The sequence below is a fragment of the Actinomycetota bacterium genome (assembly GCA_040905475.1).
Taxonomy (GTDB): Bacteria; Actinomycetota; AC-67; order AC-67; family AC-67; genus DATFGK01.
Window position 1 is genome coordinate 29,244 of record JBBDRM010000010.1, and the last position, 23,595, is coordinate 52,838.

Here is a 23,595-nt window from a genome sequence, read left to right on the forward strand (position 1 = left end):
CGCTTCGCGGCCGGCCGACGCGTTCCACCAGACCTACTTGATCATGCGCACCCGGCAGGCCCGGGCGACGGCGAGCGCCGACGTCGCCGCACCGAGCATGAACAGATGGCCGGCGGCCGAGGTCCCGACGCCGGTGGCCGGAAGCTGCTTCGCCCCCTTCACCGCCGCCTTCGCTGCGGGAGCCGGCTTGGGCGCCGAGGCGGTGCCACTCGCTTGCAGCGACCCGATGCCCATCGTTATGCCCGAGTCGGCGAACTCGCCGCCGTAAACCATCCGCATCCCACCCGAGCAGAAACAGCTAACCTGGAACCGCAGGCGGAGCGTTGAGCCTGCGGGGACCACGGTCGGCGGGGTCACGAAGGGATACTCGCCCCTGGTCGGAGTCGGCCCCGCCATCGCTCCGTCGGAGACCTCACCGCCCGCCACGCCCACGGTCTTGCCGTCGGTCGCGATCGCGTCGAGCGCGTACGTGATGCTCCCGGCACCGTAGGCGCCCAGCACCGGCTGACTCTCATGCGCAAAGTAGAAGGTGAACTTCGCGAGCCCGCCGACCGTCGTCGTGGTCTTCAACGGCTCCGAAACGAACTCGGCCGGCGTGCCGACCCCATATGTGGTCGTGTAGTCGGCGATGCCCGCCTGACAGTCGGTGGTCGCCGGCGTCGGGGCAAGACCGCCGGTTGGAGCGCCGGCTTGGAGCGCGCAGCCCTCAGGCGAGGTCGCGGGGCCTCCGCTGCCGTCTGGCTGGAAATGGAGCGTGTAATCGCTCGCCTTCACGAACTTGGCGAGGTTCGCTAGTGCGTTCTTCTGCGGGGTCAGCTGCACGAAGGCGACGCTGACCTGCCGCGTAGCCAAGAGGTCGATCGGGTCGCGGGCCCAGAGGTTCCCGACCACGTCGATCGTCCACTCACCGTAGGTCACTTTCGGCGGCTGGATCAGGTTCCCGGCGTCGTCCGTCCTGGCGTTGACGAGGTCCACGAAGACCGACGAGAGCCCGGTGTCCTGGGAAACGACGCTCGTAGCGACCTCGGTGCCGGCTGCGTCGGTGATCACGAGCTGCCAGTCGAAGAGGCCGAGCGGATTGCCGGCGAGCGGGACGGCCGGGAACGCGACGGTGGCGTTGAACGCCTTCGTTGTCGGCGGCACGTCGACCTCGTAGCTCACGGTCTCGAGGCCGAGCGCGGTCGCCGGAAGCGTCGGCGTGAACGTCCACAGATCCGAGGACACCACCGAGAACTCCCGCTCGGCGCGAACGGTGGTGTCGCGCTTCGCCTGCAGGCTCGCGAGGAGCGCCGGCGAGAAATCGGGTCGACCGACGAGCTTGATCGCCTCGACCGTGTCGATCCAGCCGTAGCCGGCGTGCCAGAACGGCGTGTTGTCGCGCATCCGCACGGTCGTGACCTGCATCACTTCGCGGACCTGCGTCGGGGTGAGCGTCGGGCGCGCTTGCAGCAGCAGCGCCGCGAGGCCGGCGGCGTGCGGCGCGGCCATGCTGGTCCCCGACGCGGTCGCCGTCCCGCCGGGGGCGGGCGGCACCGTGGCCAGATTCACATAGAAACCGGTGGGCGTGCCGCTGGAGACGATGTCGCTCCCCGGCGCGCTTATGTCGGGGTGGTACATCCCGATCCGATCGCCGTCGAAGCGGACGTGCTCGGTCTCGGGGAGGGGGATCGGGATCGAGTTGTCGAAGCGCAGGCCGCCCGAGCTGAAGCTCGAACGCTGGACCGAGGTCGTGCCGGATCCGACCGAGATCACCCACGGCGCGATCGACCATGGGTTGACCTGCATCTCGGCGTAGCTGTTGCCGGCCGAGAACGTGATGACGACTCCCGCGTCGGCCACAGCCTTGGTCGCGATGTTGATCGGGTGGTCCGGATCGAACAGCTTGAAGGAACTCCCCCACGAGTTGTTGACGACGTCGATGTTCCACGCGTCGCGGTTCTCGATGATGTTCTCGAAGGCCGCGACGATCGTGAGGATGAGCGCGACGTCGCCGGTCCCATAGCCGATCAGCTCTGCGTCCGGAGCCATGCCCACCTGATCCGGTGTCGTCGTGCCGTCGGCCGCGACGATCCCGGCGACGTGCGTTCCGTGTCCGGAGCTGAGGTCCGAGTTGTTGTACGGCAGCTGGTCGATCGGAAGGATCAACGTGCCCGGCGGCATGTTCGGGTCGACGTACAAGCCGGTGATGCCGAGGTATTCCGGCCCGACGAACTTCACGTTGTGCGTCACGTGGTCGGCGAGATCGGGGTGCGTGGCATCGATCCCCGTGTCGAGGATCGCGACGCCGACGCCCTTGCCGGTCAGGTGGGTCGGTATCAAGTCCGCGCGAACGGACGCGCGGGACTCTCGCGAGTGATAGTCGACCTTCTCGTTCGGATAGATGTCCTTCGCGAGGCCCTTGATCATGGCTTCCCGCATCTGTGCCTTCGTCCCGTGGAGGAACGCCATCGGCAGGTGCTTCAGTGGCTGGACGACGAGCCCGAGCCTCCGGAGCGCCCTCGCCTTGGCGGCGGAGGGCGGCGCCGTCGGGTAGGTCGCGATACCGATCAGCTTCTGGGCCCGGACGGCAGCGCCAGGAGCTGCGAGATGCCCGGGCGCGACAGCGGGCCGGGCTTCGAGCGGGCGGCCGGGCTGCCCGGCACCGGCGACAAGCTCAAGGCCAGCAAGGCGCCGATCGCGAGCGCTACGGAACGGTTCAGACGCATCGATCCTCCCTGGAAACCGGCGCTATGGGGTCTGGTTCGACGCCCGCCGGCAATGCTCCTGGCCGCCCGGTCCAGGCGAAGCGCGCATCAAGGAAAGGACTTCGGGCGCGCGAAGGCGAATTGTCCAGACTTATCCAGGTTGAACAAAAGGCGGAGGCCAGCCGTGACGCGACGCTTGCTTACGAAGATGCTGCTCGTTGGGGTCGTGCTTCTGGGCTCCCTGGCGGTGCCGGGGACCGCTCCGGCCGACGGCCCGACCCACTACGTCGAGATGAGCGATGGGACGCTCATCGCCGTGAACGTTCAGTTCCCCACCGGCGCCGCGCCGGTCGGCGGGTGGCCCACGATCATCCAGATCGACGGCTACGGCGGCGCATCCGACCCGATGAACGCGGACAGCAAGACGTTCGGCGACGGCAACTACGCCACCGTGCACATGTCCTTGCGAGGAACGGCGTGCTCGGGCGGACAGTTCGACCTCTTCGACCGCCGTTCGTCGGAGGACGGGAACCAGGTGATCGAGTGGATCGCCGACCAGGAATGGTCCAACGGCAAGGTCGCGATCTGGGGCCACTCGTACTCGGGGCTCACCGGCTGGCTGGTCGCCTCGACCCAGCCGGAACACCTCGTCGCGATGTCGGTGTCGGGCCTCATCGACGACCTCTATCGCGGGATCGTCTACATGGGCGGCGTTTCCAACTTCGGATTCCCGCTGATCTGGACCGGCGCCTACCGCCCCGCGTCCGAGCACACGAGCGGCACGATCCCCGGCTTGCAGTCCGGTGATGCGACTTGTTTGACGAATCAGCTCGGTCGGGTTCCACCCGACGTTGCGGACAACGCGATCCTGAACGGCGTGCTCGCGCTCGGCGAGGACGGGCAGTGGTGGAAGTCACACTCGACGATCACCTACATCGACGCGATCAACATCCCGACGCACATCGTGCAGAGCTATCAGGACGAGCAGACCGGCCCGCGCGGCTCGAACCTGCTTTGGCAACGGCTGGACGAGCTGAAACCGGATCTGCCGAAGCGCCTGTTGCTCACGAACGGCGTTCACTCGACCAACACTTCGCCGCCGCAGATCCGCGACGACCGCGTCGCGTTCCTCGACTGCTACGTGCGAGGTGTGTGCTTCGGCGACATCCTCGATCAGTCGAAGCGGGTGAAGGTCTTCTTCGAGATGCACGACGTCGAGGGTTCCCTCGAGCCGAACGGGGTCCTCGCCGACGCGAACTGGCCGCTGGATGTGACCCAATGGACGCGCTACTACTTCGGAACCGGCAACGCCCTCGGCCCGACACCGCCAGGCGCGGCCGAAGCGGCGGATCCGTACGTGTCGGGATCCAAACGCGCAGGCGCTTGGGTGTACTACGCGACCAACGTGGGAGCGGAGCTGACGACGGCCGACCTTCCCGATGAAGTCCGGTACCAGACCGAGCCGTTCACGCAGGACGTCGGCATCGCAGGCCCGATCGACGTCACGCTCTATGCGTCGTCGCTCGCCGTCGACACGGAGTTCTACGTCGAGGTGAACGACGTCGACGCGGACGGCAACATGACCCGGCTCCAGCGCGGGATGCTCAAGGCGTCCCACCGCGAGCTGGACCTCGCCCGTACCGATTTCACTCCCGGCGGAGAGATCTACCGTCCGTACAACCCGCACACCAATACGCTGCTGAACCTCATCACGCCCGGTGAGATCTACAAGTACGAGATCGAGGTCTTCCCGCTCGGCCACGTGTTCCGCGCCGGGCACCGGCTGCTGCTGCGTGTCACGACTCCGCCGATCGCCGACTCGATCGCGTTCTACATCCCGACGACGCCGCCGGGCGTGAACCAGATCTTCCACGACGCCGAGCACCCGTCCTCGATCCTGCTGCCTTTCGTGCCGTTGCCGGCGCTCGGGGCCCCGCTCGCCTGCGGCCAACAGGTCGGACTGGAGCGGTGCAACCCGGGGGCGTAACCGGAGAGAGCGGACTGGAGATCGGCCCTGTGCCGGGGCTGTGGGTGTCGCTACAGTGGCGGCATCATGTCCGGCCGCTCGCGCCCTTTGACGATGTTCGCCGCCTCGCTGCTGATGGCCGCGCTCGTGGCGGGATGCGGGGGCGGCCCAACGTCACAGGCGACGCCCGGCGCGCCGAGCACGGCCGCGTCCCGGCCGAGCAGCACCGCGAAGCTCAAGATCCTCCTTCCCAAAGCGGGGGACGCCCAGGGCGGGCCCACCGTGACGCTTCGCGTCGGGCTCGACGAAGCGAAACTCGTTGAGTTCACATCGTCGAACCTCAAGCCGAATGAGGGTCACTTGCACGTACTCCTCGACGGTCGTTTGATCTCGATGACGTTGGGACTGGAGCAGCAGATCCCCGACGTCGCCGCGGGGAGCCACGTGATCCGGGTCGAGTTCGTGGCCAGCGACCACGCGCCGTTCGCGCCGCGCGTGGTGCAAGAGGTCACCTTCGAGGTGACGTGATGGCTCACGCGCGAACGCTCGTCCTTTCGCTGACGGCTTGCGGCGCAGCGATGCTCCTCGGTGCTTGTGCGATCAGCGGCGGCGTGCCCACGATCGTCGCCGACGCGGAGCCGATCCCGGGCGGATGTCCGCCTTCGATATGTCCGAAACACACACCGACGCAGCCGCCCCCACCCGACGACCCTCCGCCGGAGCCGACCGCGACGGCGACCACGGGCAAGCCCAAGCCGAACCCGAAGCCGACCTCACCGGGCGGAGCCGTACCGGTGCCCGGTACCACCCCGACCGCCGGCGCGACGAACAGCGCGATCCCCACGACGCCGGTGGCTCCGTCGAACACCAGATTCGCAGCGTTCCCGTTCTCCGCCTTCCCGTACGACCAAGCCTTCCCGCGCGATCCACCACCGGCTCCCGAGCCGCTCAGTCTTCCTCCGCCCAGCGGCCTGGTCGCGCTCGCGGCCGTCCTTGCCGCCGGAGCCGCCGCTGCAACTAGCATGGCGTCGCGTCGGCGAACATGGGCTTCCACGCCCTTGCCAGGAGGTACCCATTGAATCCGTCCCGCTACGCGAGGGCCGCCCTTCTGCTTGTGCTAGCGGCGTGCACCTCGACCGTCCGGTCGGACCCTTCGCCGGTCAAGCTGGGCTCGCTGTACCCGACGACGGGAGTGCTGCAGCGCTTCGGCACCGAGGAACTCCGGGGCGTCGAGATCGCCGTAGAGCTTTTCAACTCGCGTGGCGGTCTCCGCGGACGGCCCGTCGAGCTCGTGAGCGCCGACGCGCCCGACATCGATGCCGGGTGGCGCGAGGCGCATCGCCTCGCGGACGAAGGCGTGCCGGTGATCATCGGCTCGTACTCGAGCACGCTCGCGCTCGCTGCCAGCGAAGCCGCACACCGGGAAGGGATCCTCTACTGGGAGACGGGCGCGGTCGCCGACCTCGTGACCGGACGCGGCTACCCGGAAGTGTTCCGGATGGGGCCATCGGGTGCGGTTCTGTCCGCGCAAGCCGCCGGCTTCGCCACGAAGGTGCTCGCCCCGCAGTTCAAGATCGCGACCAAGGACCTGAAGGTCGCCGTCGTCTACGAGGATGACCCTTACGGTTCGTCGGTCGGCGAGGGGATCAAGCGCGAGGCCGCCTCGCGAGGCTTCCGGCTCGTCGGCAGTTTCCCCTACGATCCGGTGAAGGAGGACTTCGCCGGCATCCTCACCTCGCTCGGCCGGCTCGAGCCCGACATCGTCGTGGCCGCGAGCTACCTCCACGACGGCGCGCGCTTCCGCGAACGGCTGGTGTCTTCTGGTTTGAAGATCAAGGCGCTGATCGGAAAGTGCGCGGCCTTCTACACCGCCGAGATGGCGAAGCTCCTGGGGTCGAAGATCAACGGTGTGTTCGTCTCGGACAAGCCGATGGACCTCGCACCGACCGCGCTCACGACGGAAGGACGAGCCCTGGCGGAGGAGCTGCGGTCCCGGTACCTCCACCGTTACGCGGGCACACCGGAGGCGGCGGCGTACATGGGCTTCTCCGGCGCTTGGGCGCTGCTCGCGCACACGCTCCCCCGGGCCCGCTCCTTGGCGCCGACGGACATCGCGGCGGCGGCCCGTTCCATCGATATCCCGGACGGGAGTCTGCCGAACGGCGCCGGCATCCGTTTCGCGCCCGCGGGCGGACCCGAGTCCGGGCAGAACCTACGTGCCTTCGGGGTGGTGTGGCAGTGGCAAGATGGGAAGCCGGTCCTGGTGTGGCCGCCGGCCGCCGCGCGCGGCGCGCCGGAGTTTGCCTAGCGGCCTGGCTGGCGAGCCTGACCGCGTGCGGGGGCAACGACGTCCCGCCGCTGCCCGATGAGTTCCGCCGCCTCGAGCAGCGAGAAGCCGGCTGCATCGCTTGTCACGACGGACGCAGGGTCGCGGTTCTCGACCCGGCTACGATCGCGACCCCCTCGGGTCACCCGTCGCTCGGCGCGTCGAAGATCCTGAGCAGCCTCTCGGCCGAGGACCGGGCGCGGCTCGGACTCTAAGCGGTCGCCGGGATGGTCGCCTGCCCGATCCCAGCGTGCCGGCAGGAAGGAATGGCGTCGTAGCGCGAAGAACCCTGTCGGGAGTTTCGGAAGGAGGCGCAGGGCGATGAGACGGATCCTTACCGCGATCGCGATCGTAGGCCTGCTCGCCGGCGTGTTCCCGGCTCGCGGTGCGACCCCCGACTCGGGAACGGTCAGTCCCACCTCGCCGACTCTTAGCTACCAGGGAGCCGAGTTGACGGGCGCACCCATCGCCGGTCCGCCCCTGTGTGTCGAGGGCGTGATCTGCGACACGTTCACGCTCACGCTGGAGGTCCCGGCCGGTTTCTACGAGACGGAGACGCGCGAACTCGTAGCTTCGATCTCGTGGGAGGACAACGCCAACGACCTGGACCTCTTCGTGTGCCCGGGAACCCAACAGGAAGACCCGGAGTGTAGCGACGGCACGTCCGAGCTGAGCGCCGGCACCGATTCCGAAACGATCGTGATCAAGGAGCCGCAACCGGGTACCTACCGCGTCATCGCGGTGGCGTACGGCGGCACCACCGCCTACGAGGGAAGCATCGGGTTCCTGCCACCTCCAAAGCCGGCCGCGCCGTCGCTCGTGACCCGGCCGGGAGACCTGACGGCAGAGACCACCGGCGACGGGCGGCTCATCGCTTCGATCGCGTTCCCCGGCGGGACCGATCTCGACTTCAGCGGAACGCTCGCGTTCGTCGGCTCCTACGACGGCACGGACGGCGGTTTGAGGATCTTCGACATCGCCGACCCCCGCCGCCCGCGACTGATCGGCCGCTTCCCGTGCTCGGGAAACCAGAACGACGTCGGCGTCTACCGCACGACCGTCGTCATGGGGATGCACAGTTCGGGAAGCACACCCGGATGTACGCCTGTGGACGAGGGCGGCCTTCGCATCATCGACGTCACCGACCCCACCCGGCCGACGCAGACCGCGTTCGTCAAGATCGGGCCGGCCGGGACGCACACGCTCACCATCGTCGGGGACACCGGATACGTCTACGCCAACCCCGGTGGCCTCGGGACGAGCCCGGACGAATTCCCCACCACGATCGTGGACATCCGCGATCCCTCGAATCCCAAGATCGTCGGCACCTGGACCCCACCGCAATCGCTCGGGTGTCACGACATCAACGTCGTCGGGAACCGCGCATACTGCGCCGGCTCCAACGTGACGCACATCATGGACATCACCGATCCTGTCCACCCGACCGTCGTCTCTTCGATCTTCAACCCGGTGATCCAGCTGCACCACGGGGCAGCTCCGAGCTCGGACGGCAAAGTGCTCGTCATCGCCGACGAAGCGATCGGGGCTCACCTGTGCGATCCGGCGGGAGCGAATCCGACCGGGGCTTACTGGTTCTACGACATCTCCGATGAGCATCAGCCCGTCCTGCGAGGGTGGACGGGCACCCCCGGGCTTACCGACGTCGCGGTGCTCGGTTACGTATGCACCGCTCACAACTTCAACATGGTCCCCGACCGGCCTTGGATGGTCGCAGCCTCCTACACCGCGGGAACTTCGATCATCGACTTCACCGACCCCGCAGCGCCCACGTTGGTCGCTCAGGTCAGGGGGGCAGAGGCCGATACGTGGTCGTCGTATTTCCACAACGGCTTCATCTTCACGGGCGATCGCGGTCGTGGCTTCGACGTGATCGAGCATCCGGAGCTGACCGCCCTCGCGCCTGCCGGACTCGCTGCGCCCCAGCCCGCATCGCCGAAGCCGGCGCCCCAGCCGAGCGTGCGTTCCGGCCGAGCGCTGCCGGGAACGGGGCTCGAATCGGGCGCATTGGGTCTGACCGGCGGAGCTTTGCTCGCAGGTGCCACCGCGGTTGGCGTCTGGTCGTCGAGATCGCTCCGCGGCCCTTCGCGTCGCCAGCGGCGCGGTCCGGCGGCGTAGCGCCGGAACACGAGCCGGAAATTAATCTGCGAACCGTTACGCCTTTGACAGGATCGCGATGTCGTCCGGGGCATCGCCGACGGGAATGGTCTTGATTACCCGGTGGTTCTCCGTGTCGATCACCGACACCGTGTCGGAGCCAAAGTTCGCGACGAAGAGCAGCCTTCCGTCCGGGGAGATCGCGATCCCCCCGGGCTCCTGTTGTACCCGGATCGTGTCGACCACTTGGAACGTCAGCGCGTTGATCACGCTCACCGTGCCGTCGTTCTTGTTCGTCACGTAGAGGCGCCTTCCGTCCTGCGCCATCGCGAGCAGCGACGGATCCTTCCCCACCTTGATGGACCCGAGGATCTGGAAATCATCCGTGGAGAGGACGGACACCGCGCTCCACGTCCTGCTCGTCACGAATGCGTACTTGCCGTCCGGCGAGAACACCGCGTCGTAGGCGAAGGGCCCGGCCGGGTGCCGCGAGACAAGTGTTCCCGTCGCCGGGTCGATCTCGCTGAGATCGTTCGACCCGCGGTTCACCGCCCACAGACGACCGCCGGGTCCGGCGATGATCTGGTGCGGCGCGAACCCGATCGCCTCGGTCGTGAGAACGGTGAGCGTCGTCGTGTCGATCACGGTCATGTAGCCGTCGCCGCAGGCGACGAAGGCGCGACCCGCCGCGAACGCGGCGTTGACCGGACCCACGCAAGTTTTGATCGAGGTAACGACCTTCCGCGAAGCGATGTCGATCACGGAAACGGAATCGCCCTCGATGTTCGACGCCCAGATCCGCTTGGCGCCCGGCTCGATATCGACGCCGTGCGGTTTTCCGGGCAACGGGATCCGCGCGAGCACTTTCATCGATCCGGCGTCTACGACGGCGACGTCCTTCGAGTTCGTGTCCGCGACGAACAACGTGCCCTCGAAGCTCGGAGACGAGCTACAGGAGACGAGAACGAGCAAGCACGCGAGCGCACCGAGTGTGGAGCGAAGCTTCACGGCGTCGGAGGGTAGCACGGCGGCCGGATGCGGAAGATCCGGCAAAGGCCTCCGCGGAGTCCGGCGGACGAAGGCTGCAGGGCCGGTAGGATTCGCATCTCGATGGACGCATCCTCGGTCGTGCTCCGCATCATGCTCGCGGCGGTGTTCGCCGTCTCGGGGATCGCGAAGCTCCGTGATCGCGAGGGAACGCGGCGTGCGGTGGAGGGCTTCGGCCTGCCGGGCGCGCTCGTGGGTCCTGTCGCATTCGGGCTCCCGATCGCCGAATGCGCGATCGCGGTATCGCTCGTTCCCGGCACCTCGGCTCGGGCCGGAGCGGTCGCCGCCATCGGGCTGCTGGCCGCGTTCATCATCGGGATCTCGATCAACCTGGCTCAAGGACGCCGCCCGGACTGCCACTGCTTCGGGCAGTTGCACTCCGCTCCGGTCGGACCGTCGACGCTTGTGCGAAACGTGTTCCTGGCCGCGGCCGCAGGGGTCGTCGTGTTCGGTGCGGGCCCCGACGCCGGCGGCAGCGTGATCGACGCCATCGAGGACCTCGACGGCCCAGGGGTCGTCATCGTTAGCGTCGCGGTCGTTGCGATCGCCGTGGCGCTCGCCGTTCTCGGTCGCAGTGGAACGACGCTCATCACCGGCGGGCCGACCGACGCCGAAATGGCCGCGAGGCGCCCCACCGCACCACCGGTCGGAAGCGCCGCGCCCTCGTTCTCCCTCGCCCGGGCCTCGGGCGGCACGGTCGCACTCTCCGATCTGCTGGCGCGGGGCAGGCGTGTGTTGCTCGTCTTTTTCTCACCGTCGTGCGGTCCGTGTGTCCGGATCGCGCCCGAGCTTGCACGCTGGCAGCGCGATTTCGCAGACACCTTGACGGTGACCGTCTTGAGCAGCGGCGCCCCGGAGGCCGTACTCGAGCGCGCGACCAAGTACGAGATCGCCGGGGCGCTAGTCGATGAGCATGGTGAGGTGGCGAAGTCGTATGGTTCTCGCGGCACGCCGGGAGCGATCTTGATCGACCCGAGCGGCCTGGTTGCTTCCGCACACGCATCGGGCGACGGGGAGATCAACGATCTGCTCATCGAGGCATTCGGCCTGACCGAGGTCGTTGCCGGCGTCGCGGCTGAGATCGAGGCCAAAGCCGAAGCGTCGCACGAGCACGATGATGAAGACGGTCACGATCACACCGAACACCTGAAGGTGGCTTCGCCTGCCGAGGATCTCCTCGACCCGCAAGCGCTCGGAGCCACGTTCGTTCCGGTCGGCCGCAGCGATGTGTCGATCGCCGAGCGCGACTACGAGATGGTTCTGGTCGACCACGGGTCCGGAGCTGTGCACGTGCTCAATCCGACGGCCGCGATCGTGTGGCAGTGCTTGGATGGGACCGGATCCGTCGAGGAGATCGTCGGCGACATCGCCGAGGTGTTCGAACGCGACAGGGGCGAGGTTCAGGAAGCCGTGCTTGAGGTCGTTCGGCGATTCGGACGACAAGGGTTGCTCGAAGGGGTCGGCGTCCCGCCGGAGAAACCGGCGCCCGCTCAGGCCGCGCCTTAGATCGGACGGTTCAAAGGCCGATCGGCACCAGCGCGTTGCAGGAGACATCGCGCAGCGCGGACTGCGTCCCGAGCGGGAGACTGGGATCGAAGCTCAGGTCATACACTGCGCTGGAGAGCGGACCGTCCTCGTTCCCTGTGGCGTTGTAGGTGTCGTAGCAAGACGCGTCGCCCCAGGGCCCGTCGAACGCCTCCGCCTTCGCGATCACATCTGCGGCATCGTCGGGAAGGAGCCAGCCGAGCGCGACTTCGGACTGCGCCCACGCCGTCACCTTCGACACGTAGTCGGCGTGCGTCGCGTACAGCGCGGTGATCTTCTCGGCCGGCCACGACTTGTACAAGCCCCACAGCGGGCATCCCTCGCCGGAGTTGTAGGCCACGGGCACCTGGACGAACGGATGGCGCATCCCGCCGACCGCAAGCCCGTTCGCGTCTCGCCTCACGGAGCCGTCGGCGTCGCGCTCGATCCGCGGGATGCTCGGCGGCAGCTCGCCGGTGGTCAGGAAGTGGTGCGTCCACCAGAGCCCGGCTCGCGCCGAATAATCGACCGATCCCCGGTTCGTCGAGCACGCGGCCGTCACCGCGTCGGGGACCGACGGAGTACCTGCGTCGCGCATCTGCATGGCCCAGATGTAGTTCCACCACGCCGCCGGCGCATGCGAGGTTCCCGCTTCTTCCCAGAGCCGGTACCGATCGTTGTCCGCCGGAAGCTCATCCTGCCCTTCCTCGTTCAGCTGAAGGATCGGCGTGGTTAAGTCGTCGTACGGTCCGCCGCCGCGCGTGATGTTGAACACGTCGACGAGGCCCGCTTCGGCGTCGTACCCCTCGTTGATGTACGACGTGAGCCGGCTTGCCGACTGCGAGGCGCCGCCTGCCGCGATGTGCTGCAGCTTCAGCCCACCCAGCGGATCCACGGGCTTCGGCGTTCCGATCGTGGTTCGGTTCAGAAGCGGATCGCGGAGCGCCTTCATCGCCTGCGAGAAGATGTCGTACGAGTACTCGTCGCCGGGATGGAAGATCGTCGCGTACCGGAGCGGATCCCAGCCCTTCGGCGCGAGGGGCCCGCAGCACAGGCCGGCCAGCTGCGCCGAGACGCCGACATACGCGAAGCCGTTCCGTACGAGGAACTCCCACGCGACCGGCCACACCGTCTCGAGGTCGGTTCCTCCCGTCACGTTGAGCCATTCGACGATCACGGTCCCGTTGAACGCGGCCGGATCGGCGGGCCGCTTCACGATCATGCGGCTCTTGTACGGGGCCGCGATCGGAGCCAGCGGTCCGCGGGTGCGCGCGAGCCCGCCGTAGAAGAACTCTTCCTCCACGTACCCGTACGGTGCGATGTCGTAGAGGCTGGCGTTCCACGCGTGCCCGCGGATCCCGCCGGAGATCGGCCCTTCCACGATCGGGTTCGGCACCGAGGCGCCTCCCATGTGCGGGACGCCGAGCGACGCGAGAAGCACCAGAAGCCCGGGGACGATCCGGCGGCGCCTCACGAGCACCTCGGGTGCGTCCCGTTCCGCGCGTCCAGCCAATCGGCGATCGCGTCGTTCGTCGCCGGTGCGTTCGTGTGAAGCATGAACGAGTGCCCGGCTCCCGGCACAACCTGCAAGGTCTTGTCTGAGGCGCGCACGAAGTGGAGAAGCTCGTTCTCACCGAAGTGCGCCGGGAAAAGCACGTCATCCTCGGCCAGCACGAGCAGAACCGGACCGTCGTACAGCGGGACCGCGTAGCGCGAGGGTTGGAAGCTGATCGAGAAGATCTCGCCCGACGGGGTTAGATTCGCCAGCGCGTTGTCGAGCGCCACCACGTCGGGATCGGACAGGGATGTGTAGAAGTCGGCCGCGCGCGTATCCGGATCGCTCTCGAAATACATGTAGTCGTCCTGGAGCGCCGCCACGTTGTCGCGGGGAACCCATTGCCGCAGGAGCCAGTGATTGTTCACGAACGGCTCGTGGGTATAGCCGGTTGCGATCAGGACGCTCGCGAGCTCCGGATGCAGGCCGGCAGCGAGCTCCACGATCTCCGTGCCGGCCGAGTGCCCGATCAAGCCGACCCGGTCGAAGGCGTTCGGCAAGGTGGCCTCGTACGTCCCGCCGCGGAGCTGCCGGACGATCTGCGCGGTCATCTCCGCATACCCCTCGACGGTGAGCGTGTAGCCGTTCGGTTGGTCGGGTGAGCCGGAGCCTGCGGACGCTCCGTACCCGAGCCGGTCGATCGCGACCATGCCGTAGCCGCGCTCGGCCAGCGCCTGGGCGACCGAGTAGGTCTCGGGCTCGAGCGGGAAGTCCCAAGCCCATTTCCCGTACGAAAGCCCGTGCATCGCCAGAAGCACCGACGTCGTGCAGCCGGCCGGGCGTATGAGCGTTCCCTCTACCGTGTAGGACTTGAGCGGGTCGAGCGGGTTGGTCACCTGGAAGGCAACCGGCTCACGAGTGATCGGGGCGGAGCCGGGCGCGGAGCGGGGAACCAGCGGAAGACAGAGCAGGATCGAAAGTGCGAGCGCCACCCTGATCCGACCCATTGAACCCCCCTCCGACGGTATCGGGATAGTTCCGCTTCGTCCCCTCGGGTTCCTCCCCGGCCGGCTGTTTGGCCGCGGGACCATCCTGGGGTCAGACTGAAGTCCGGCCGACGATGGAGGAGCGCGAGATGAACGATCCCGATGGGCTCGTCCGCGAGTTCTGCGAGGCGTGGTCGAAGAAGAACCCGGATCTTCTCACCGACTACTTCACCGAGAACGGCGTGTACCACAACATGCCGATGCAAGCCCTCGAAGGACGTGAGGCGATACGCGGGTTCCTCACCGGGTTCCTCTCCGGCGTGGACACCGCCGAGTTCCGGATCCTCCATCAGGTGGCGTCCGGCGATGTCGTGATGAACGAACGCGTCGACGTCTTCCGCACGACCGAAGGCCGGGAGGGCGCTTTCCCCGTCGCCGGGATCTTCGAGATCCGGGAAGGCAAGATCGCCGCCTGGCGCGACTACTTCGACATGGCCCAGGTCACAGCGTTCCTGACTGGGCAGAGCTGAGCCGGGGGTCAGCCGCAGATCTCGCAGGGGACGTCGCTCCACGAACGGGCTCGCCGGGAGGATCCACGGTTAACCGCGCTCCCCGATCAGGCTTTCCTTGCCCTGGTCGGCGGCTTGGACGAGCTGATCCGGGAGTGCCTCCGCACCTACGGAGCCATCGCGCTTCCCGAGCTCGCCGAACCCGCACTCCAAGTGGTCTTCGCCTTCCTCGGGCGGCGAAACCCACCCCGGGTGGAGGTCCGTTGGGGCCCCGCCGGCCCCGACCCCTCGGAGGAAACAGGGCCCCCTCCGTCGAACCGCTCCTGAGCGACCCCAACCGGGTCGCGCTCGATCCGGCCCGGAGGATGACATGCGGCGGTTGGCGATCATGACCCTGACCATCTGTTTCGCGGCACTTCCCACGATCGCCCGCGCGGATCATGTCCCGCCGCAGCTCGGCATCATCCCCGGGCCGCTTCCGGCGCCGCCGGCCCTACTGTCCGAGGGTCCGATCAGGTTCGTCGGGAACACGCCGACCGGCCGCTCATTCGCCGGAACACTCGGCGAGGTTCCCCCATTCACGCGCGACGGGAAACGGTACATCGTCGCCGGCTCTTCCGTGTACGGGTTCTCGGTCATCGACGTGACCGACCCCGCTGCGCCGACGACGGTCAGCGAGTACGCGTCGGCCTTCGGCTGTCCTGGCTCGGCGCTGATGCAGGTGTCGGATGGCAGCACGGATCCGATCGAGATCGCGCTGGCGTACGGCGGATGGGAGAACGACATCTCCTGGTCGCCGGACGGACGCTGGGTCGTGATGGGCATGGACGCGCCCGGTCGCTGCCACGACCCGATCTTCGGAGGCATCGAGATCGTGGACCTCGCCGACGTGACCAACCCGAAGCTCGTGCACCTCGTGCGCAACAACGGCCAGGCGCACAGCGTCACGCTCGACCCGCTGCACCCGTGGCTCGCCTACATCTCCACGTCGGACAGCGAAGACGTCCTCTACATCGTGGACTACAAGATGTGCATGGATATCCCGGCCGGCGCCTGCGCGCCGACCGTAGCGGCGGCGGTGTTCGACTTCGACTACTGGCCTGCGCTCTACGACAAGGCCGAGAAGCGGGACAAGACCGAGGACGGCTGTCACGACCTCCGCTTCTACAAGGACCGGGCGTACTGCGCCGCCGTCGGCTCAACGATGATCCTCGACGTTTCCAAGGTCTCGGAAGCGACCGGCCGGCTTTCGGGAACGCACCTGACCGAAGGACCAGACGCCTGTTCCCTCGTCGACGCCGACCCCATCTTCGCCCCGGGGATCAAGGTCACGGACTGTCGTAACTGGCACAAGGACGTCTTCCGCGACCGCAAGGCGAAGGTCGTCAACATCCCGCTTCTGTCCGTGATCGACCACGACGGCAGCAAGCCGACGACGGAAGACATCTATATCGCGCATCAGGCGGAGGCGATCGCCGACGGCAAGATCATGATGATCACGGATGAGCGCGGCGGCGGACTCGGGACGGACACGTGCCCCGGCGGCGGCGTCTGGTTCTACGACATCCGCGACGAGAAGAACCCCGTCTTGATGCGCCAGCCCGATGGCAAGCCGGGCGTGTACCTCCCGCAGTGGAACATCCCGAACATCCTCGGCCAGAACCCGAGCTGCACGGCCCACTACGGCAAGGAGTTCGCCGACGAGAACCTGCTCACGTTCGGCTGGTACACGAACGGGATGCGGGTCCTTCGCTACTACCCCGATTTCACGAAATCACCGGCACAGATCCGGTTCGAGGAGATCGCAGGCTTCGCCGGCCTGGACCTCACGATCGACTCGATGGTCTTGTCGCGGAATCCCGACAACGAAGACGAAGTCTTGGTGTACGCGGCGAACGTCCTCCGGGGGATCGACGTCTTCGCCGTCGAAACGCCGCGGCTCACCCGCGCGGCCGCGTTCGGCGGTGCGGCCGCCGAACCGGCGCCGAAGCCCCAGCCCGTCGCGAAGCCGAAGGTCGGTGGGACGAAGACCACGACAGGCGGAGCGTTGCCCGGAACGGGGATCGCAGATCCGGGCGTCCTCGCGTTGATACTGCTCGCGCTGGCGCTGGCGGCCCATTCGCTGAGGCGCAAGACCGCTCCCTGAACCCGGCGTGAAGACGTCGCGGGTTTTCACGAGCAAGCCGCTCGCACGCCGGCTCGCGTGACTCTTGCGCGACGGTCGACCTCCGGGTGACAGTTAGCGCTCGATGAGCGACGAGGAAATCCGGCCGGACCTATCCGACGTTCTGCGACGACAGGCCGCCACGAAAGACGAAGCTCGACAGGATGCCGTCGCGAAGCGCCACGCATCGGGCCGTCGAACCGCGCGGGAAAATCTGGCGGATCTTTGCGACCCGGATAGCTTCGTGGAGTACGGGTCGTTGGCGCTGGCCGCACAGCGAAGCCGCCGAAGCGTCGAGGAGCTGATCGCCAGGACGCCGGCGGACGGGCTCGTGGCGGGCATCGGGCGCATCAACGGCGAGCTTTTCGAGGACGACCGATCGCGCGCCGCGGTGCTCTCGTACGACTACATGGTCCTGGCCGGCACGCAGGGATACCTGAACCATCGGAAGAAGGACCGCCTCTTCGAGGCGGCGGAGCGCCTGCGGCTCCCGGTCGTCCTGTTCGCCGAGGGCGGCGGCGGCCGGCCGGGAGACGTCGATGCCCCGATGGTCGCCGGGCTCGACTGCATGGCGTTCGCGCTCTTCGCGAGGCTGAGCGGCATGGTGCCGCTCGTCGGGGTCGTCTCCGGCTATTGCTTCGCCGGCAACGCGGCGCTGCTGGGGTGCTGCGACGTCATCATCGCGACCGAGGACTCCAGTATCGGGATGGGCGGCCCGGCGATGATCGAGGGCGGCGGCTTGGGAACGTTCCGCCCGGAGGAGGTCGGGCCGATCTCCGTGCAGCAATCGAACGGCGTCGTCGACGTGACGGTGCGCGACGACGAGGAAGCCGTCGCGGTCGCCAAACGCTACCTGTCGTACTTCCAGGGCTCGATCGAGAAATGGACCTGCGCAGATCAGACGGAGCTCTGCGGCGTCGTTCCCGAGTACCGACGCACCGCCTACGACACCCGGCGCGTTCTCGCGATCCTCGCCGATACCGACTCCGTCCTCGAGCTGCGTCCACGCTTCGGTCGGACGATCACAACATCGCTCGCCCGTATCGAGGGACGGCCGATCGGCGTGATCGGCAACGACCCCCGGCACCTCGGCGGTGCGATCGACAGCGCGGGCGCCGACAAGGCCGCGCGCTTCATGCAGCTGTGCGACGCGCACGACGTTCCGATCCTGTTCTTGTGCGACACGCCCGGGTTCATGGTCGGGCCCGAAGCAGAGAAGTCGGCTCAGGTTCGGCACTTCGCCCGTATGTTCGTCACGGGCGCGAGCCTCACCGTTCCGTACTTCACGGTCGTTCTCCGCAAGGGCTACGGGCTGGGCGCGCAGGCGATGGCCGGCGGCAGTTTCCACGCGCCGCTCTTCACGGTCGCGTGGCCGACCGGCGAGTTCGGCGGCATGAACCTCGAAGGCGCGGTTCGTCTGGGATTCCGCCGGGAGCTCGACGCGATCGACGACGCCGATCAACGCCAAGCCGCCTTCGAGCAGATGGTGGCGGCCGCCTACAAGCACGGCGAGGCGCTCAACATGGCCGCGCACTTCGAGATCGACGACGTGATCGACCCCGCCGACACCCGCGCGTTGATCGTGAACACTCTCCGGTCGACACCGCCGGTCCCGGCACGATCGGGGAAGAAGCGGCCCTCCGTCGACCCATGGTAAGGAGCTCGCGCATGGCGGACATCGCTTCTCGGCTCGGTGAGATCGTCGGTGAGCAGAACGTGCTCGCCGGCGACGCGGCCGGCGAGGACTACACCCACGACGAGTCGCTGACGGCGACCCCCCAGAGGCCGGCGTTCGTGGTCCGGCCGGCCTCCACGGACGAAGTCGCCGGCCTCGTGGCACTCGCCCGCGAGCACGGCCTCCCGATAACCGCTCGCGGGTCGGGTACGGGCCTCTCAGGCGCCTGCATCCCGCAGGAGGGCGGCATCCTGATCTCCTTCGAGCGGATGAACCGGATCCTCGAGGTCGACCTATCGAATCACGTGGCCGTCGTGCAGCCCGGGGTCACGCTCGACGAGCTGGACAAGGCCACCGCGGAGCACGGTCTCGTCTACCCGGTGTACCCGGGCGAGAACTCGGCGAGCCTCGGCGGGAATGTGGCCACGAACGCCGGAGGCTTGCGCGCAGTGAAGTACGGCGTGACCCGCCACCAGGTACTCGGCCTCACCGCGGTGCTCGGGACCGGTGAAGTCATCCGGACCGGCGGCAAGTTCGTGAAGGCGACCACCGGTTACGACCTGACCCAACTGATCATCGGGTCCGAGGGAACGCTGGCGCTCGCGACCGAGGCGACGCTGAAGCTGTACCCGCGGCCCGACCACGCGACGACACTGCTCGCGCCGTTCTCGACCTTGGATGAGGTCACGGTCGCGGTCCCGAGGATCGTCGGGAGCGGTGTCGGACCGCTGATCGTCGAATACATCGATCTCATCTCGATGCAGGGCATCCTGAACAACGCCGGGTTGGATCTCGGGATCCCCCCGAACATCAAGGAGACCGCACTCGCCTACCTCGTCGTCGTGCTCGAGGACCGCCGAGCGGATCGACTCGAAGAGAACGTCGAGGAGATCGCGACGCTCATCGCCGGGCTGGGCGCGCTCGACGTCTACGTGCTCCCACCGCAAGCCGGCACGCAGCTGATCCACGCGCGCGAGCGCGCGTTCTGGGCCGCGAAGGCGGCCGGCGCGCACGACATCATCGACATGGTCGTGCCGCGCGCCTCCATCCCCGAGTACATGGCCAAGGTCAACGAGCTTGCGCAAGCGAGCGGCTCGTTCATCACCGGGTGCGGCCACGTCGGCGACGGGAACGTCCACCTGTCGGTCTTCCAGGCCGACCCCGAAGCGCGTCACCGGCTCATCCACGACATCTTCCGCGCTGGGATGGAGATCGGCGGCGCGATCTCGGGCGAGCATGGGATCGGGACGGAGAAGAAGCGCTACTACGCCGACCTTGAGCAGCCCCCGAAGCTGGAGCTGATGCGCCGGATCAAGACCGCGTTCGACCCGGACGGGATCCTGAATCCCGGCATCATCTTCGACTGAAAGTCTCAGGGGACGATCGACAGGCCTCCGAACTGACGGAAGTGTCGGTCGAGCGAAAACGCCTCCCGGATCTCTAAGCTCTCGGCGACGGCGAAACTCGTCGCGTCGGTGAACGAGAACTCCTTGTCGGCGAAGGAGAGAATGATCTCCCAGGCGCGAATCTCGTGATCCTCCCCCACCCGGACGATCGGGATCAGCTCGCTAGCGAGGAGGCTCTCCCCCCAGACGACGGCACGGTCGCGGCCGAGGCGGGTGAGCAGCAGCGTGTAGCTCTCGTCGAAGACGAAGTTGGTAGTCAGCAGCCGCGCGCCCGCTTCGATGAGGTCCACGAACGCACCCCGGGTCCGGCCATGGGATCGTTCCGCCGGGTCCTCGAGCGACAGGAAGGCGCTGGAGTCGACAAGCACGCTCCTCATCGGGGTCGCCGGTACAGGTCCCGCTTGGCTCGCTCGCCGGAGTAGGAGCTGCCACTCGGCTCGCTCGGCCCGAGGACGCGCCGGTAGAAGGGGTCCGCGGTCGGCTCCTTCGGACGGGTGGCATCGTCGATCAGATCGCGGACGACCCGAGCCATCGAACCGTCCTCACCCGCGCGCTGGCGGAGGAGCCGGTACTGCTCCTCGGTGAGGTAGAGCTGCATCTTCCGCATCGCCATATATCCAGCATGCTATCACGCTGTACATCGGGACGGGTGAGGAGGTGTGAGGGCACGTTCGATGCCCTCCAAGACGAAGGCAGGGGTGCACCTCACAGGGGATCAATCCCGAGCCGCTGCTCGAACGATCCGCACTCCTGTGTGCCCACTGCCTGAGAGCCCAGAGGACGTGGACTGGGAGGGCATGAATTCTTGGCTAACCCACCTACTTCACACGGAACACGCCGCGCATCGAGGGATGCACGCGGCAGAAGAACGTGAAGGTGCCCGCCTCGGTCGGCGTGAACGTCCACGAGACCCGCTGGCTCGGCCCGGCGCCGATCCCGAGCTGCTGGGAGTCGAAGTCCATCGGGTCGATCCCGCCCGTGATCACCCCGCTCCCACCGTCGGCGATCGGATAGTCGACCGTCGTCGGTCCGGTGCACGGCGCCGCGCAACGCGTGATCGTGTGCCACATATACGCGGCGGTGTCGAGGTTATGGAACGAGATCGTCTCGCCGAGGTTCACGTACGGCACGCCGAGGCTCCCCGCCAGGCCCATGTCGGTCAGCCCGAACGTGAAGCCGCCGATCAGCACGTCGTTCAGGTGCTGGCCGTCGGGGGCCGCGGCCCAGTCGGTCGGCGAGGTGCCGTGATCTGAGCCGTGGTTGCCGCTGGTCGGGATCTGGCCGTGCGTAACCTGGCCGCGCTGGCATAGCCGCGTCGCGCTCGCGACGCAGGTGTGCGCGAGCGGCGATCCGTCGGGTCCGTTCGGGACTTTGGCCACCGCCGGGATCGACGGATCGAGGACGACGCTCGGATCGAAGACGTCGACGCCTTCGGGGATGCCCCCGGGAACCACCCACGACATCACGATCGCCATCTGCTCGTACCAGGAGCCGATCGCGGTGTCGTAGATGCCGTTGAGCCGGAGGATGTCTCCTTCCTGCACGTCGACCGCCCAGCCGTGATCCAGGGTCGAACCGGTCATCGAGTAGTCCCACGAGATCGGCGCGTTCCCGATACGGTCTGTGTTCGGCTCGTCTTGCCAGTAATACGCCTCCGAGATGTTGATGAGCCGCGACTCGGCGCCGCGAACGAGCTCTACCTCGGTTCGTAAGCCTCCGTTGTGGACGTGCCCGCCCATGAGGATGAGCGTCCCGGACGTTTCACCGCCTAAGGCTTCCGTCGTGATGGTGAAGTCTTTCCCGTGGACTTCGGGGCTGAAGTCTTTCCCTTGCTGCGCGCTCACGTTGCCGTTCGAGTTGAATGCCGCACAGTTGAGATCCGGGAAGCGGCACTCGCCGCCGGCCCCGAACCCGCGCTGGATGTTGAAGATCGGGTTGAGGAAGTACGTCTCGGTTTCCGGGTGGAACGCGCTGCCGCCGGCGTCGAGCCAGATGTTGCGCGCGTTCGTGATCAAAGGCTTTCCGTCGGGCTGTGGGACGTCGGCGTCCTCTGCCGCGACGAAGTCGAGGTCGTACAGGACGAAGACCGGATACGTCTGTGCCGTCGCGTTGTGCACCATGTGCAGGAACAGCCATTGATCCATCGCACCGACCCGCATGCCGTAGCGGTACGGCCACGTCGAGATCGTCTTCTCCTCACCGGAGGCGAAGAACGGCCCCGAACCGTAGGACGGATACGTGTTGATCCAGGTGCCGTGGTGGAGGTGCACGTTCTCGACCGGCGGGGTCACGCCCTGCGCGTCCACGAGGCCCGGCTTGAAGCGAACGATGTAGCCGTCGTAGAGCGGCTTCTCGAACGTGACCGGCTGGATCAGGACGTCGTCCTGTCCCGGCTTGTTCAGGATCGGACCGAACACGACGCGCAGCCGCCGGCACTTCTCCCCGTAGTTCAACCCGCTGGGGCGCAGTTCGTAGTCGCTATCGGTGGTGCAAGCGCCGGCGTCGAGCACCGTGCCGGCCGGCCCGAGCGCCTCGCGAACGGTCTGCCCGTGCGGGCTCGCGATCGCGTCGCCGATCGGTTTGATAACGCGGGGATCGTAGATCGGCGGATCCGCGAACGCGGCCGAAGCTACGGCGAGCAAAACCACGAGAAGACTTGCGAGAGCGCGACGATTCACGGGGCCTCCGATGCGATACTGGACAGGTTAGGACAAACCGGCCCTAGAATCTTACCGATCGGTCGGATTCGGTCAAGATCGCTCGCGGACGCGGGTCCTCGGCAAGCGTTAAAGCGCTGCCGAACCCGGCGATTCGAGAGGACGGAGCCGGTTACGGATCCGTTCTATGGAGAGCGCCGCAGGTTCTGTGGAGGCCATGAACTCGATGAGGTGACGGACGAACCGCTCAGGCGAGTCCCGGTGTGGGAAGTGGCCGGAGCCTTCGAAGATCTCGAGTCGGCTCGCCGGCATCGCCTTGTGCGCGTCATAGGCGTGCGAGACCGGGATCAACGGATCCCGGTCGCCCCACACGATCAGCGTAGGAACCTCGGCTGCGAGATACAGCCGGTCGTTGGCGCTGACGCGCTGACCCCCGACGTCGACGACGGCGCGCAACGTGTGTAGGAACGCAGCGCGGGTCTCCGGATCGGAGAGCGACGAGTAGCTCCGCCAGATCTCACTCAGCCCCGGGGTCGGGCGCATACGCGCCTTGGCCAGCCATCCCCCAACGGTCATCCCCACCTTGCGCACGGGCTCCGAACACCCGAGCGCGAGCAGGTACTCCGCGCCGGGCGCGCTCAACGCTCGGAGCAGTGCGCTCACCTCGCGGCCGAGACCGCCCGACGAGACCAGAACAAGACGATCGCAACGTTCGGGGAACTGGTAGGCGAACTGCATCGCGACGCCGCCGCCGAGCGACTGTCCCACGATCGTCGCGCGATCGATCCCGAGCACGATCATCAAGTCACGGATGCCGCTGGCGAGGGCCCCGAGCGAATAGTCGCCGCGCGGCTTCGCGGACGCGCCGTGTCCCGGCATGTCCGGAGCGAGGACGGTCGCCGACCGTGCCAGAGCCGGCAGGATCGGCGCCCACGTCTCGGAGCTCCCTGCCATGCCGTGGATGAGCACGACGGCCGGGCCTTCCCCGCCGTGGCGAAACCCGATCCTGTTCCCGTGGAGGAGGACCTCTTGCAGCTCCAT

19 protein-coding genes and 1 pseudogene are annotated in these 23,595 nt (G+C 67.4%); 10 read left to right on the forward strand and 10 right to left on the reverse strand.

The annotated features are described in order from the left end of the window. Positions 1-33 precede the first annotated feature (33 nt). Positions 34-2,448 (reverse strand): S8 family serine peptidase, encoded by a 2,415-nt coding sequence (locus tag WEB06_01015; GenBank protein MEX2554193.1) that lies wholly within the window; start codon positions 2,446-2,448, stop codon positions 34-36. Between the two features lie 98 nt (positions 2,449-2,546). Beyond that, positions 2,547-2,705 (reverse strand): hypothetical protein, encoded by a 159-nt coding sequence (locus WEB06_01020; protein MEX2554194.1) that lies wholly within the window; start codon positions 2,703-2,705, stop codon positions 2,547-2,549. 163 nt (positions 2,706-2,868) lie between these two features. Between WEB06_01020 and WEB06_01025 the strand changes: the two genes are divergently transcribed. Both WEB06_01025 and WEB06_01030 read left to right on the forward strand, forming a co-directional pair. Next, positions 2,869-4,671, forward strand: coding sequence for a CocE/NonD family hydrolase (locus WEB06_01025; protein MEX2554195.1), 1,803 nt, complete (start codon positions 2,869-2,871; stop codon positions 4,669-4,671). Positions 4,672-4,737: 66 nt separating this feature from the next. After that, positions 4,738-5,178 (forward strand): hypothetical protein, encoded by a 441-nt coding sequence (locus WEB06_01030; protein MEX2554196.1) that lies wholly within the window; start codon positions 4,738-4,740, stop codon positions 5,176-5,178. Positions 5,179-5,182: 4 nt separating this feature from the next. Here WEB06_01030 and WEB06_01035 read toward each other — a convergent pair whose 3' ends face one another. Continuing rightward, positions 5,183-5,674 (reverse strand): hypothetical protein, encoded by a 492-nt coding sequence (locus WEB06_01035; GenBank protein MEX2554197.1) that lies wholly within the window; start codon positions 5,672-5,674, stop codon positions 5,183-5,185. 51 nt (positions 5,675-5,725) lie between these two features. Here WEB06_01035 and WEB06_01040 point away from each other — a divergent pair, with 51 nt between their 5' ends. The 3 genes from WEB06_01040 (at position 5,726) to WEB06_01050 (ending at position 9,112) form a co-directional block, all read left to right on the forward strand. After that, positions 5,726-6,958, forward strand: coding sequence for an ABC transporter substrate-binding protein (locus tag WEB06_01040; protein MEX2554198.1), 1,233 nt, complete (start codon positions 5,726-5,728; stop codon positions 6,956-6,958). After that, a complete protein-coding gene (locus WEB06_01045) occupies positions 6,916-7,191 on the forward strand; it encodes a hypothetical protein (protein ID MEX2554199.1) in 276 nt (91 codons plus the stop codon). The genes WEB06_01040 and WEB06_01045 overlap by 43 nt, the downstream gene beginning before the upstream one ends. A 106-nt stretch (positions 7,192-7,297) precedes the next feature. Beyond that, entirely contained in the window at positions 7,298-9,112 is a 1,815-nt protein-coding gene (locus WEB06_01050; GenBank protein ID MEX2554200.1) for a hypothetical protein, read from the forward strand. A 36-nt stretch (positions 9,113-9,148) separates the two neighbouring features. Here the strand turns inward: WEB06_01050 and WEB06_01055 are convergent, their stop codons facing one another. Continuing rightward, on the reverse strand, positions 9,149-10,099 hold the full coding sequence (locus tag WEB06_01055; protein MEX2554201.1) for a YncE family protein: 951 nt from the start codon (positions 10,097-10,099) through the stop codon (positions 9,149-9,151). 102 nt (positions 10,100-10,201) lie between these two features. Here WEB06_01055 and WEB06_01060 point away from each other — a divergent pair, with 102 nt between their 5' ends. After that, positions 10,202-11,644, forward strand: a complete 1,443-nt coding sequence (locus WEB06_01060; GenBank protein ID MEX2554202.1) for a PqqD family peptide modification chaperone — start codon at positions 10,202-10,204, stop codon at positions 11,642-11,644. Positions 11,645-11,654: 10 nt separating this feature from the next. On the opposite strand, the gene WEB06_01065 is transcribed toward WEB06_01060, so the two are convergent. Both WEB06_01065 and WEB06_01070 read right to left on the reverse strand, forming a co-directional pair. Beyond that, positions 11,655-13,136: an alpha/beta hydrolase domain-containing protein gene (locus tag WEB06_01065; GenBank protein ID MEX2554203.1), complete on the reverse strand. Its 1,482-nt coding sequence runs from the start codon at positions 13,134-13,136 to the stop codon at positions 11,655-11,657. Then, positions 13,133-14,164 (reverse strand): alpha/beta hydrolase, encoded by a 1,032-nt coding sequence (locus WEB06_01070; protein ID MEX2554204.1) that lies wholly within the window; start codon positions 14,162-14,164, stop codon positions 13,133-13,135. The genes WEB06_01065 and WEB06_01070 overlap by 4 nt, the downstream gene beginning before the upstream one ends. Positions 14,165-14,292: 128 nt before the next feature. Between WEB06_01070 and WEB06_01075 the strand changes: the two genes are divergently transcribed. From WEB06_01075 to WEB06_01090, 4 genes and pseudogenes are all read left to right on the forward strand, one after another. Continuing rightward, entirely contained in the window at positions 14,293-14,673 is a 381-nt protein-coding gene (locus WEB06_01075) for a limonene-1,2-epoxide hydrolase family protein (protein ID MEX2554205.1), read from the forward strand. 349 nt (positions 14,674-15,022) lie between these two features. Next, positions 15,023-16,798 carry a hypothetical protein gene (locus tag WEB06_01080; GenBank protein MEX2554206.1) on the forward strand — a complete coding sequence of 592 codons (1,776 nt, stop codon included), beginning with the start codon at positions 15,023-15,025 and terminating at the stop codon, positions 16,796-16,798. Positions 16,799-16,916: 118 nt separating this feature from the next. Then, positions 16,917-18,473: pseudogene (locus WEB06_01085) on the forward strand (carboxyl transferase domain-containing protein). An 11-nt stretch (positions 18,474-18,484) separates the two neighbouring features. Beyond that, entirely contained in the window at positions 18,485-19,858 is a 1,374-nt protein-coding gene (locus WEB06_01090; protein MEX2554207.1) for an FAD-binding oxidoreductase, read from the forward strand. 5 nt (positions 19,859-19,863) lie between these two features. Here WEB06_01090 and WEB06_01095 read toward each other — a convergent pair whose 3' ends face one another. The 4 genes from WEB06_01095 to WEB06_01110 form a co-directional block, all read right to left on the reverse strand. Further along, a complete protein-coding gene (locus tag WEB06_01095) occupies positions 19,864-20,274 on the reverse strand; it encodes a PIN domain-containing protein (GenBank protein MEX2554208.1) in 411 nt (136 codons plus the stop codon). Further along, positions 20,271-20,510 (reverse strand): hypothetical protein, encoded by a 240-nt coding sequence (locus WEB06_01100; GenBank protein ID MEX2554209.1) that lies wholly within the window; start codon positions 20,508-20,510, stop codon positions 20,271-20,273. Before WEB06_01100 ends, WEB06_01095 begins: the two co-directional genes overlap by 4 nt. Positions 20,511-20,715: 205 nt before the next feature. Continuing rightward, the gene (locus WEB06_01105) at positions 20,716-22,575 is read right to left on the reverse strand and encodes a hypothetical protein (GenBank protein ID MEX2554210.1); all 1,860 of its coding nucleotides are present in this window, start codon (positions 22,573-22,575) and stop codon (positions 20,716-20,718) included. A 108-nt stretch (positions 22,576-22,683) separates the two neighbouring features. Next, on the reverse strand, positions 22,684-23,595 hold the full coding sequence (locus tag WEB06_01110; protein ID MEX2554211.1) for an alpha/beta fold hydrolase: 912 nt from the start codon (positions 23,593-23,595) through the stop codon (positions 22,684-22,686).